Below are 11775 nucleotides of genomic sequence, written 5' to 3'. Positions count from 1 at the left end.
TCCGGCCTGCCGGCCGAATCGATAAAGGCACTGGCTTTTAACACGCTGTTGAGTTCTCAAGAAACGGACACCCACCGTGCTCGACCGGCTTTCGCTGGTCTCGCCCCGGGGCGGCTTTTCTTACTTTATCAGTTCCGGCCGGCTTGTCAATTTCCGGCTTTTCCTGATTGCCTTTCGGGTTCCGCTTGCGCGGTCCCTTCCGGGCGGTGTTGCTATTTCATCAGATCCGGCCGGTTTGTCAAAATCGGCGTTTCCGACCCACACTCAGTCGCCGGGCACGGCGAAGCCGGACCGGAAGATCTGATAGTGGTTTCCCCGTCGGCCGGCCGCCGCTCGGGCGTCCTGCATCCGTGTGGGGACGAGGGGTTAACTTACGCGGTCGGGTCGGCGACGTCAAATCGGCGCGCGGTGCGCTCCGCGGAGGTGGGGCCCACCGTGCCTCAACTGTGTTGAAGGGGGCGTTTACCAGGTCAGGGGGAACCAGGCATGCTTGTTGACCATCTACTTGAGAGACACCCAGCCCACATGGAAGGAACTCGATGAGCTACTACCCTCCCCCCGCTCCCGGTGGTCCCGGTGCGTACGGCGTCCCCCCGGCGCCGCCGGCGAACAACCTGGTGTGGGCGATCCTGACGACGTTGTTCTGCTGCCTCCCCCTGGGAGTCGTCTCAATCGTCTTCGCGGCGCAGGTCAACGGCAAGTGGAACAGCGGTGACCACGCCGGCGCGATCGCGTCGGCCAAGAACGCCAAGACGTGGGCGATCGTCGCCGCGGTCCTCGGGTTCATCCTGAACATCATCGTCATCATCCTGCAGGTCGCGGCCGCGGGTGCCAGCAGCACCTACTGATCGATGACCTCGGGAAACCGGCCCGCTCCGCTCCGGCGGGGCGGGCCCTCTCACGAAGACGCGACCCATGATCGGTTCGCGGTGGCGCGCCGGTTGCTGGCGCCCGCGGGCCTCCTTCTCTCGGCGGCCGCGGCCGCCGCGTACGTCGGGGCCATCGATCCGAACGAGCAGGGCAACTATCCGACGTGCCCGTTCCTCGCACTGACCGGTTACCAGTGCCCCGGCTGCGGGGCGTTGCGGACGATCCACGCCCTCGCGCACGCGCGGCTCGGTGAGGCGATCTCGCTCAACGTGTTCGCCGTCGTGATGCTGCTGGTCCTGGCGTTCTTCTGGATCCGCTGGACGGTGGCCCGGGCCCGGGCGCGACCGCACCGGACGAAAGCCGCCCCGGCGTGGGTGATCTGGACGTTCCTTGGGTTCGTGCTCGCCTACTGGCTGGTGCGCAACCTCCCGTTCGGGGCGGCGCTCGCCGCCTGACCTCGAACGTGGCCGCCCTCCGGCCCGCCTCTACGCTCGGACGGTCACATGGAAAGGAACCGGACATGAGCGACAACGGACGCGCACTCGTGCTGGGGGGCGGCGGTGTGGCGGGCATCGCCTGGTCGACGGGTGTGCTGGCCGGGCTCGCCGACGAGGGGACGGACGTCACGGACGCGGACCTGCTGGTCGGGACGTCCGCGGGTGCGGCCGTCGCGGCGCAGGTCGGAAGCGGGACGCCGCTCAAGGAACTGTTCGAGCGGCAGGCGGATCCGAGGCTGCAGTCCCGCGAGCTGTCTCCGTCGGGCGGGCCCGGCGTCGAGGAGATCCTGGAGACCTGGACGCAGCTGGCGGCCGAGCACGACGACCCCGCCGAGTTGCGGCGGGCGATCGGGGCGCGGGCGCTCGCGGCCGGGACGGTCCCGGAGGACGAGCGGCGCGCGGTGATCGCGGATCGGCTGCCGGCGCACGAGTGGCCGGCGCGGCGGCTGCTGATCACGGCGGTGAACGCGCTGACCGGGGAGCTGCGGGTGTTCGACCGCGAGTCGGGCGTCGACCTGGTGGACGCGGTCGCGGCGAGCTGCGCGGTGCCGATGATCTGGCCGACGGTGCCGATCGACGGCGTCCGGTACATGGACGGCGGCGCGCGTTCGGCGGCGAACGTCGACCTCGCGGAGGGGTGCGGGCGCGTGCTGCTGCTGGCGCCGCTGGACGACGGCACGGTGGACGCGCAGGTGGCGGAGCTGACCGGACGGGTCGAGGCGGTGCGTCCGGACGAGGCGTCCCTCGCGGCGTTCGGCGCGGATCCGCTGAACCCGTCGTCGAGGACGCGCGGCCGAGGCGGGCCGCGCGCAGGGACGGGCCGTCGCGCGGAGCTCGCGGCGTTCTGGGACTAATCCCCCGAGCCCGCGGCCGATCGTGCCGCGGGCCGTCCGGCGTCAGCTCGCGGGGGCCTTCTCGTCCGCGGGCGGTGAGGTGCGGGCGAACACGTTGAAGACGAGGTTGAGGACGATCGCGGAGATCGCGCCGAGGGTGATGCCGCTGTTGAGGATCGCGGAGATCTCCCGGGGCATCTGCTCGAAGACCTCGGGTGCGGCGGCGGGGAGCAGCGCGAGGGCGATGCTGACGGCGACGACGAGCGCGTTGCGTTCCTGCCGCAGGTCGACCTTGGAGAGGGTCTGGATGCCGACGACGCCGACCATGCCGAACATCGCGACGGCCGCGCCGCCCAGGACGTCCGGCGGGATGGACGCGACGTACCCGGCGGCCTTCGGGAACAGGCCGAGCACCATCATGATCAGGCCCGCGGCGACGACGACGAAGCGGCTGCGGACGCCGGTGAGGCGGACCAGGCCGACGTTCTGCGCGAAGCAGGTGTAGGGAAAGGCGTTCAGGACGCCGCCGAGGAAGGTGGACACGCCGTCGGCGCGCAGGGCGCGGGTGATGTCCTCGTCGCCGACGTCCTTGCCGACGATCTCGCCGGTGGCCTTGGCGTCGCCGACGGTCTCCACGACGGTGACCATCATGACCAGCAGCATCGCGATGATCGCGCCGATGTGGAAGGTGGGGGCGCCGTAGTGGAACGGGGTGGTGACCCCGAACCAGGCGGCTTCGCCGACCTGCTCGAAGGTGGTGTCGCCGAGCGCCCAGGACACGACGGTGCCGCCGACGAGGCCGAGCAGGACGGCGATGCTGCTGAGGAACGGGCGGTGCATCCGGTAGACGGCGAGGATGAACAGCAGGGTGCCGCCCGCGTACATGAGGTGCTTCCAGCTGCCGAAGTCGTCGGCGCCCGCGCCGCCCGCGGCGTCCTTGAGCGCGTTCGGCAGCAGGATCAGGCCCATGATCGTCAGGACGGTGCCGGTCACCAGGGGCGGGAAGAAACGCAGGAGGCGGCCGAGGAACGGCGCGGCGATCAGCGTGACGATGCCCGCGGTGATCGTGGCGCCGTAGATGGCCAGGAGCCCGGCGGTGGCGCTCTCGGCGCCCTGCCCGATGGCGATCATGGGGGCGACGGCGGTGAACGTGACGCCCTGCACGATGGGCAGCCGGACGCCGACGCGCCAGAAGCCGAGGGCCTGGATGATCGAGGCGATGCCGCAGGTGAACAGGTCGGCGTTGATCAGGTAGACGAGCTGTTCGTCCGACAGCCCGATCTGCCCGGCGACCAGGATGGGGACGATGACGGCGCCGGCGTAGAAGGCGAGGACGTGCTGGAACCCGTAGAGGGCGAGCTTGGGGACGGGGAGCACCTCGTCGACGGGGTGCTTGCGCGGTCCTGCATCGGGCATGCGTGTGTCGCCTTCCGGGGTCGGTGATCGGGGGGGCGCGTTGACCTGTGCGGATGCGCCGATTCCGACGGCCGAACATACCGGTGCGGCCCGGTTCGTCCCGTAGCCGCCCCCGGCGCCGCCGATCGGGCGCGCCGGGAGCGGGTGTCAGGCGGGATCGGTGAACGCGGGCGGGCGCTTCTCGAAGTAGGCGCGGACGGCCTCGGCCTGGTTCGGGGTGCCGCGCAGGGCGCCGAGTTCGCGGGATTCTTCGCTGAACTGGCCGGCGAGGTCGTCGTCGGCGGCACGGTTGAGGAGGCGTTTCGCGGCGCGGACGGCGTCCGGGCTGTTTCCGGCGATCTCGCGGGCGAGTTCGGTGGCGGCGGCGTGCGGGTCGTCGGCGGTGCGGGTGGCGAGGCCGATGCGGGCGGCCTCGGCGCCGGTGATCATGCGGCCGGTGAAGGTGAGTTCCTTCGCGACGTCCTCGCCGACGAGCCGGATGAGCGCGGCGGTGCCGGTCATGTCGGGCACCAGGCCCCAGCGGATTTCGAGCACCGACAGCTTCGTGTCGGGGGCGACGATGCGCAGGTCCGCGCCCATGGCGATCTGGAGGCCGCCGCCGAGGGCGTGGCCGTGCACGGCGGCGATGACGGGCTGCGGCAGTTCCCGCCAGGTGTGGACGGCCTGCTGGCCGAGGTTGGTGATGCGGCCGGGGGCGCGGCCGGTGATGTCGGACGAGCCGGCGGCTTCGCGTTCGGCCATGGCGGCGAACGCGGCGAAGTCGAGCCCGGCGCAGAAGGCTCGGCCCTCGCCGGACAGGACCACGGCCCGGACGGACGGGTCCGCGGCAAGGGCGTCGCCGGTCGCGGCGAGCGCCTCGAAGGTGGGCAGGTCGAGGGCGTTGAGCTTGTCGGGGCGGTTGAGCCGCACGTCGGCGACTCCTTCGTGGACCTTCACGGTGACGCGTTCGGTCATTCCGGCATCCTCCTGCGGTCGACTGCGGCGATCATTCCAGGCGGTCGCGGAGCCAGGCGAGGGCGATCTCCCCCTGGGCGCGCTGGAAGTCGCGGAGGGTCGGCAGTCCGGGGGGCGGCGGCTGCCGTCCGCCGTGCACGAAGAACCCGGTGATCGCGGCGAGGACGGCGGTCACCGCGGCGTCGTCGGCCGCGGCGGCGAGCGGGTGGGCGGCGAAGACGTCGGCGGGCGGCGGGCCGCCCTGCAGGCGGACGCTCGGCAGCATCGCGAGGAGGTCGAACCAGGGGGCGGACAGGCAGGCCCACGGCCAGTCGACGATCACGACGCGGCCGGGGGTGAGCAGGATGTTGTCGGCGCGGACGTCGGCGTGCGCGAGGGTGCCGCCCGCGGCGGCCGTCTCCCAGGACGCCTCGAGTCCGGCGAGGTCTGCGAGGTGTTCGCGGGCCCACGGGTCGAGCCCGTTCGCGTCGTCGGGCCCGTCCGGGGCGTCGGCGGCGAGGCGGCGCCAGCCGTGGAAGGCTGCACCGAAGCGTTCGGCGACCGTGGGCGCCTCGATCGGCGCGGGCGTCATCGCGGCCGCGAGGTCGGCGAGGGCCGCGAGGACGCGGTCGAGTTCGGCGGCGTCCCAGGGGTCGCGGGGCGGCGCGCCGTCGACGTCGTCGAGGACGAGCGTGACCCAGCCGTCCCGGTCGAAGGAGCCGAGCAGCCGCGGGACGGGCGCGGACGGCGGCAGCGCGGCGGCGATCCGGGCCTCGGCGCGGTGGATGCCGGGCGAGTCGGGGTTGAGTTCGGCGCCGACGGATTTCACGAACGCGCGGCGTCCGTCGTCCAGGCGGAGGCGGGCGGCGACGCCGGGCGAGTACCCGCCGGGCTGCGTGACGGCCTCGGTGACGCGGGCGCCGAGCAGCGACTCGACGTCGGCGCGGACGTGGTCGGGCGTCTTCTCCCAGGGCAACCGGCTCATCACGGCATTGTGCCGCGCGGCGGTCAGGTGACGGGGACGATTTCCGCGCGGACGAGCCGTCCGTCCCGGACGTCGAGGAGCCCGAGCGTCCCGTGCGGCTGACGGCGCCGGTCGGTGGGCGAGCCGGGGTTGAAGATCCGGACGCCGTCGCCGGTCTCGTCGAGGGGGATGTGCGAGTGGCCGAACACGACGAGGCGGGCGTCCGGGAACCAGCGGTGCATGCGGGCGGTGCGGCCGCGTTTCTGGCCGCTGTCGTGCACCATCGCGACGGTGAGCCCGTCGAGGTCGAGTTCGAGCCGTTCGGGCGCGCCCCAGGCGGCGACGTCGGGCCGGTCGTTGTTGCCGAGGACGGCGTGGACGGGCGCGTACTGCGCGAGTTCGTCCAGGACGGGCGCGACGCAGACGTCGCCCGCGTGCAGGACGACGTCGGCGCCGCGCAGGTGCTCGGCGACCCGCGGCGGGCACGTCTTCCAGCGGCGGGGCGCGTGGGTGTCGGAGATCACGACCGCTCGCACGCGTCCATTGTGGCATCGGGGGGGGCCGGTGATTTAGCGACGGGCCGGTCCGGACACCGGTGGGAAACAACTGTAAGCGCGGTGTCATTACGGCTTGTTGACCTGCGGAGTTACGCTCGTGTTCCTCGCGTTCGCCGGGACGGGCGTACGCCCCCGGCCGTCCCGGCGCGGCGACCCGCGGCGCGAGGATCGGGGCGCCGGGCGCCGCGGGTGAAAGCCACTCCCTTGCACCGGCCCCGGCGCCCGGCCGCCCTCCCCCGCGTCTACTGGGTCAGGTAGAGCTTCTGGTCGAAGACGCCGGAGCCGGGGGTGCTCTCGCCGCGGGCGACGGCGGTGCCGCTGCCGGTGCCGTCGGAGGGGCAGAAGAAGTCGCTGCCGGGCTTCTTCACGAGGGTGATGTCGGTCGCCGCGCCCTGGGCGTCGTCGACGTCCGGGAGCGGGCGGTTCGGGTTGTCGCGGTTGTAGACGTCGAACGACAGCCCGTCCTCGCCGCCGGTCTGGAAGCCATAGTTGCAGGTGCGGACGCGGCCGAGGAACTCGCCTTCGAGGCTGAAGACGAGGTCGCCGTTGATGGACAGGGTGCCGTCGCGGCCGCCCGCGACGGGGTCGTAGGCGACCTCGCCGGTGTTGGCGGGGAGTTCGCCGAGGTCGGTGGCCGGCGAGCTGAGGCCGTTGGAGGTCTCGCAGGCGCCGATGGACGCGGACGTCAGCGCGCCGGCGCCGGTGGACTGGACGGTGCCGCGCAGTTCGGCGCCGTCGCAGGTGCCGGTGACGGTGACGCCGAGGAACACGACGGAGAATTCGAGCGGACCGACGGTGGACACCTGCCAGGCGCCCGAATAGGGGGCGCCTGCGGCGGTGTCCTCGCGAATGGTGGTGGTCGCCGCGGACGCGACGCCGGCGGTGAGGGTCGCGGCGGCGGCCGCGGCGATCAGGGGCGCGGTGATTCGGCCGAGAGCTTTCACGGGGTCACTCCTCGATGAGGCTTCTGCTTCCGTGCCCGGCGCGGCGCCGGGCACGGCCCCCTCGCGCGGTCCGGCGCCCGCCGTGACCACGCGGAATACAGATCGTTTCTACCTCGGTAATCCCGGATTGCCTAGGGCGTATCAGAGTTGTTTTCACATTCCGCAGTCAATTGACAAATGCGCGACGATGATCACTCAATCGGCCGTGGATAAAGCGTTCCAATGCGTTCGCCGCAAGTAGTCATTGCCGGCTCCGGGGAGTGAGCGACCGTTCGATCGCGGTGTTGTACTCCAGGAGGGCGGCCTCGCCGTCCCGGAGCCGGATCTCGGTGAGCGCGCAGTTGCCCGGTGCCGGGAGGCGCCGCCGGTAGTCGCCGAGCGGGATGCCCAGCAGCGCGCAGAGGGCGAGCCGGATCACCGTGGAGTGCGCGACGACGAGGACGCGGCCGCCGGTGCGGGCCGCCGCGATGTCGTGCAGGGCGGCGGTGAAGCGGGCCGCGGCGCGGGCCGGGTCCTCGCCGCCGGGCAGGTGGGCGGCGACGGGGTCGGCGAGAAAGCCGCGCAGGGCGTCGGGGAACTCGCGGTGCATCTCGTCGCGGGTGAGGCCCTCGCCTTCGCCGAAGTCGAGCTCGCGGAGCCGCCCGTCCACGCGCACGTCCGGTGCCGAGCGCGCCGCCGGGGCGGCGGCGGTCTGCCGGGCGCGGGACAGGCCGGACGACCAGACGGCGTCGGGCCGCGCGAGGACCGCCCACGCGGCGAGCATTCGCGCCTGGTCCCGGCCCCGCGGGGTCAGCGCGACGTCGCTGACCCCCGCGTAGCGGTTCTCGGCGTGCCATTCGGTCTCACCGTGGCGGACCAGGACGAGGCGGGTCATCGCGGGCGTCAGCCGAGCTGGACGCCGAAGAACAGGGCGACGAGGGCGCCGACCGCGCCGAGGGCGCCCCAGACCGCCAGCCCGGCCTTGGACGTCGCCCGCGTGTGCAGGAACGCGGCGACGCCCGACAGCAGGACGAACGCCATCTTGACGTTCAGGGTCATCTGCGCCTCGTCGCTCATCTCGCCGGACGTCATGTTCCAGATCCCGGTGAGGACCAGGACGGCGAACGCGGGCCACGCGACCATGTTGTAGCGGCGTGCGGCGACCTTGGTGACGCCGTCGAAGCCGCGGAGGGCGGGGACGAGCGCGCCGAGCACGATCTGCCCGCCGACCCACACGGTCGCGGCGAGCACGTGCAGGAACAGCCTGAGGTCGGCGAGCGTGACGCTGAGCACAGGGGGCCTCCCGGGGCGAGGCGGCCGCGCCCGGTGGGCGCGGCCGTGACCTGGACGATCTTTTCCCCGGAACGCTATCGCCCGTCCGCGCGACCGCCCGTCCGGGGCGGGGTGTGGCGAGGCGCACAGGGCAAATCGGACTTTTCGATTCCTATTTCGCCCTACGCTCTTGACCATGCACCTGACTCAGTCGACCGACCTCGGACTGCGCGTCCTGATGTCGCTCGGCACGGGGACCGAACGCCGGTCCGCCGCCGAGCTGGCCGACCGGCTGAGCGTGCCGCCGCAGCACATGTCGAAGATCGTGCAGCGGCTGCGACGGCACGGGTTCGTCGAGACGGCCCGGGGGCGCGGCGGCGGCGTCGTGCTCGCGGACGGCGCGGTCGAGTCGACGGTCGGCGACATCGTGCGGGCCCTGGAGGGGACCGGCGAGGTCGTCGACTGCGACAGCCCGCCCTGCCCGCTGCGCGGCGGCTGCCGGCTGCGCGGCGCGCTGCGGGCCGCGCAGGAGGCGTTCCTGGCGTCGCTGGACGGCGTCCGCCTGCGCGACCTGGTGGCCGATCCCGCCGGACCTGTCCTGTTGTCACTGGCGCCGCCGGTCCCGTCCGTCCCGGACGCGGCCGGTCCGCCCCCGAAGGAAGGCATCTGATGCTGTCGTCCGATCACGCCGAGATCGTCCGGGCCACGCTGCCCGTTGTCGCCGCTCACGGTGTCGAGATCACCAGCGAGTTCTACGACTCGATGTTCGCCGCGCACCCGGAGCTGCGGAACCTGTTCAACCAGGGCAACCAGGCCAACGGCGAGCAGCGGCGCGCGCTCGCCGGGTCGGTCGCGGCGTTCGCCGAGCACCTGGTGACGCCCGACTCCGGAATCCCCTTCCAGCAGATCATGTCGCGGATCGCGCACAAGCACGCCTCGCTCGGCATCCGGCCGGAGCAGTACACGATCGTCGGACGCCACCTGCTGGACGCGGTCGGGACGGTGCTCGGCGACGCGGTCACGCCGCAGGTGCACGCGGCCTGGTCCGAGGTGTACTGGCTGTTCGCGACGCTGCTGATCGCCGAGGAGGCCCGCCTCTACCAGGAGGCGGCGTGCGGCCCGGCGACGCCGTACCGGACGTGGCGGGTCGTGGAGCGCCGCGACGAGGCGCGGGACGTGATCTCGCTCGTGCTGGCGCCCGCCGACGGCGGCGCGGTCCCCGCGCACCTGCCCGGCCAGTACGTGAGCGTCGCGGTCACGCTGCCGGACGGCCTGCGGCAGCCGCGCCAGTACACCCTGTCGCGGGCGGACGCCGACGGCACCGTGCAGATCACGCTCCGGCGGGTGCGCGGGACGGACGGCACCCCCGACGGCGCCGTCTCGACGCACCTGTTCGAGCACGCGGCGGCCGGTACGGAGCTGGAGGTGTCGGCGCCGTTCGGCGACGTTGTCCTCGCGGACGAGGAGGACCCGCTCGTCCTGATCAGCGCGGGCATCGGCATCACCCCCGCGGCCGCGATGATCGACCGGCTCGCCGCCACGGGCACCGACCGGACCGTCCTGGCCGTGCACGCCGACCGCTCCCCCGGCTCGCACGCGCTGCGCGCGCAGATCGCCGAGACGGGCGGCCGGATCCCCGGGTTCCGCCAGGTGACCTGGTACGAGGAGCCCGGCGACGCGGCGGCGGGCGAAGCCGACGCCGCGGCCGGCGCCGGACGTCCGGCGCGGGCTGCTCGACGTCGCCGCGCTCGACCTGCCGCCGAAGGCCCGGGTGTTCATGTGCGGGCCGCTGCCGTTCCTGCGCGAGACGCGGCGCGGGCTGCTGGAGGCGGGCGTCTCGGACGAGCGCGTCCACTACGAGGTGTTCGGCCCCGACCTGTGGATCCGCTGACTCCGCAGGACGGACGCCCCTAACCCACGCGCTCCCATCCCCTGCGGGGTGGGAGCGCCCCCAGTTGCTCGTCCCGGCTGCGGTACACGATGTAGGGGCGCGTCAGGTAGCCGATGGGCGCGGTGAGCATGTGCACCAGCCGGGTGAACGGCCAGATGGAGAACAGCAGGAGCGCGCTGAGGGCGTGCAGCTGGAACAGGATCGGGACGCCCGTCATCAGTTCGGGGTCGGGCTGGAAGTAGAAGATCGACCGGAACCACGGCGAGACGGTCGTGCGGTAGTTGTAGCCGCCCTCGACGATGTTCGCGACGACCGTCGCCGACAGGCCCAGCAGGATCGTCGCGGTGAGCACCAGGTACATGAGCTTGTCGTTGCGGGTCGTCACGGAGAAGACGGGCCCGACCGTCCGGCGGCGGTAGATGAGGATGGCCAGCCCGGCGAGCGTGCACGCCCCGGCGATGGTGCCGAGCACCACGGCGATGATGTGGTACGCGTGCTCGCCGATCCCCACGGCGTCCGTCCAGCTCTCCGGGATGATCAGGCCGCCGATGTGGCCGAGCAGCACGATGAGGATCCCGAAGTGGAACAGCGGGCTGCCGATGCGCAGCAGCTTCTTCTCGTAGAGCTGCGACGAGCGCGTCGTCCAGCCGAACTTGTCGTACCGGTACCGCCAGACGTGCCCGAGGACGAAGACGGCGAGCGCGACGTACGGCAGCGCGACCCACAGCAGGACGGCGTCCACGCCCGGCTCGGCGTTCTGCGCGGCGAGAGTGTTCATGAGGCCCCTCCGGGAACCACGGGATCCGGCAACAGGACGGGCCCGCTGGCCGGGGCGTCCGCCCCGTAGGGCGCCAGGCCGACCTCTTCCTCGGGCGGGCCTTCGGCGACGAGACGCGCGACGGCGTCGCGGTCGCGGCCGGTGAGCGGCGGCAGGGTCGCCGACACCGCGTCCAGGACGGGCGTCCAGGCCGACTCCGCGTCGGCGAGCGCCAGCCGCAGCAGCTCCAGGCCGGCCCGGTGCTCGACGAGCAGGCGCCGCCCCTCGTCGAGGTCGCCGGTCGCGGCGAACTCCAGGACGACCGCGAGGTGGTCGGGCAGTTCGCCGTCGTCGAGATCGAGCCCGGCGGCGCGGTAGGCGTGCTTGAACCGCAGCAGGGCCATCCCCCGCTTCCGGGTGTCGCCGTGGACGTAGTACGTCAGGTAGAGGCAGCAGCGTTTGCGGTGGTCGAACGTGGCGACGTAGTCGGCCTGCAGGTCTTGCAGGGGCGTGGCGTCGAGGTGGTCGAGGAACGCGCCGAGGCTCGTCCCGGCGTCCGTGCGCAGGCTCGCGGCGGCGCGGCGCAGCAGCGGGCGGCGGGCGAGCAGCTCCTCGTCGGGGTAGCCGAGCAGGAGCGAGGACGCCTGCCAGGCGGTGACGAGGTCGGCGTCGCACCACCCGGACGTCCCGGGCCGCCTGAGCGACGGCCGCCTCACGGCTTCGGCTCCGTCTCGGCGGCGCCCGAATCGGCGGGCGGATTCTGGTCGCCCGGCCCCTGCCCGCCGTCGCGGGGCGGGAACAGCCCGGCGGGCGCGCCCTTGCCGTCCCAGTTGAGGAGGTTGACGCGTTTGTGCTTGTCGGC

At 72.8% G+C, this 11775-nt stretch carries 15 protein-coding genes; 6 read left to right on the top strand and 9 right to left on the bottom strand.

The annotated features are described in order from the left end of the window. The first annotated feature begins 76 nt into the window (after positions 1 to 76). From BJF79_RS53485 to BJF79_RS19620, 4 genes are all read left to right on the top strand, one after another. Positions 77 to 304 (top strand): hypothetical protein, encoded by a 228-nt coding sequence (locus BJF79_RS53485; protein ID WP_143220042.1) that lies wholly within the window; start codon positions 77 to 79, stop codon positions 302 to 304. A gap of 235 nt (positions 305 to 539) precedes the next feature. Then, entirely contained in the window at positions 540 to 848 is a 309-nt protein-coding gene (locus tag BJF79_RS19630) for a CD225/dispanin family protein (RefSeq protein ID WP_075899396.1), read from the top strand. 81 nt (positions 849 to 929) lie between these two features. Next, positions 930 to 1325, top strand: a complete 396-nt coding sequence (locus BJF79_RS19625) for a DUF2752 domain-containing protein (RefSeq protein WP_075899394.1) — start codon at positions 930 to 932, stop codon at positions 1323 to 1325. 65 nt (positions 1326 to 1390) lie between these two features. After that, positions 1391 to 2221 carry a patatin-like phospholipase family protein gene (locus BJF79_RS19620; RefSeq protein ID WP_075899392.1) on the top strand — a complete coding sequence of 277 codons (831 nt, stop codon included), beginning with the start codon at positions 1391 to 1393 and terminating at the stop codon, positions 2219 to 2221. Between the two features lie 42 nt (positions 2222 to 2263). On the opposite strand, the gene BJF79_RS19615 is transcribed toward BJF79_RS19620, so the two are convergent. From BJF79_RS19615 to BJF79_RS19585, 7 genes are all read right to left on the bottom strand, one after another. Then, on the bottom strand, positions 2264 to 3616 hold the full coding sequence (locus tag BJF79_RS19615; RefSeq protein ID WP_075899390.1) for a nucleobase:cation symporter-2 family protein: 1353 nt from the start codon (positions 3614 to 3616) through the stop codon (positions 2264 to 2266). Between the two features lie 147 nt (positions 3617 to 3763). After that, the gene (locus BJF79_RS19610) at positions 3764 to 4570 is read right to left on the bottom strand and encodes a crotonase/enoyl-CoA hydratase family protein (RefSeq protein WP_075899388.1); all 807 of its coding nucleotides are present in this window, start codon (positions 4568 to 4570) and stop codon (positions 3764 to 3766) included. 31 nt (positions 4571 to 4601) lie between these two features. Beyond that, positions 4602 to 5534, bottom strand: coding sequence for a phosphotransferase (locus tag BJF79_RS19605; protein ID WP_075899400.1), 933 nt, complete (start codon positions 5532 to 5534; stop codon positions 4602 to 4604). Between the two features lie 23 nt (positions 5535 to 5557). Beyond that, the gene (locus BJF79_RS19600; protein ID WP_075899386.1) at positions 5558 to 6049 is read right to left on the bottom strand and encodes a metallophosphoesterase family protein; all 492 of its coding nucleotides are present in this window, start codon (positions 6047 to 6049) and stop codon (positions 5558 to 5560) included. Positions 6050 to 6312: 263 nt separating this feature from the next. Beyond that, a complete protein-coding gene (locus BJF79_RS55585; RefSeq protein ID WP_075899384.1) occupies positions 6313 to 7014 on the bottom strand; it encodes a hypothetical protein in 702 nt (233 codons plus the stop codon). A gap of 241 nt (positions 7015 to 7255) precedes the next feature. Then, a complete protein-coding gene (locus BJF79_RS19590; RefSeq protein ID WP_075899382.1) occupies positions 7256 to 7888 on the bottom strand; it encodes a histidine phosphatase family protein in 633 nt (210 codons plus the stop codon). Between the two features lie 8 nt (positions 7889 to 7896). After that, a complete protein-coding gene (locus BJF79_RS19585) occupies positions 7897 to 8286 on the bottom strand; it encodes a hypothetical protein (RefSeq protein ID WP_075899380.1) in 390 nt (129 codons plus the stop codon). Positions 8287 to 8461: 175 nt separating this feature from the next. Between BJF79_RS19585 and BJF79_RS19580 the strand changes: the two genes are divergently transcribed. Then, the gene (locus tag BJF79_RS19580; protein WP_075899398.1) at positions 8462 to 8935 is read left to right on the top strand and encodes an RrF2 family transcriptional regulator; all 474 of its coding nucleotides are present in this window, start codon (positions 8462 to 8464) and stop codon (positions 8933 to 8935) included. Then, a complete protein-coding gene (locus BJF79_RS19575) occupies positions 8935 to 10179 on the top strand; it encodes a globin domain-containing protein (protein ID WP_316043389.1) in 1245 nt (414 codons plus the stop codon). The genes BJF79_RS19580 and BJF79_RS19575 overlap by 1 nt, the downstream gene beginning before the upstream one ends. Here BJF79_RS19575 and narI read toward each other — a convergent pair. After that, complete coding sequence (narI, locus tag BJF79_RS19570; RefSeq protein ID WP_075899378.1) at positions 10176 to 10934, bottom strand: respiratory nitrate reductase subunit gamma; 759 nt, start codon at positions 10932 to 10934, stop codon at positions 10176 to 10178. The two genes, BJF79_RS19575 and narI, sit on opposite strands and share 4 nt — an antisense overlap. Continuing rightward, positions 10931 to 11629 (bottom strand): nitrate reductase molybdenum cofactor assembly chaperone, encoded by a 699-nt coding sequence (gene narJ, locus BJF79_RS19565; protein ID WP_075899376.1) that lies wholly within the window; start codon positions 11627 to 11629, stop codon positions 10931 to 10933. The genes narI and narJ overlap by 4 nt, the downstream gene beginning before the upstream one ends. Positions 11630 to 11775: the final 146 nt, after the last annotated feature.

This window comes from Actinomadura sp. CNU-125 (genome assembly GCF_001942465.1).
Taxonomy (GTDB): domain Bacteria; phylum Actinomycetota; class Actinomycetes; order Streptosporangiales; family Streptosporangiaceae; genus Spirillospora.
The sequence above is the reverse complement of the archived record's forward strand: the minus strand, read 5'-3'. Positions and strand labels throughout refer to the sequence as shown.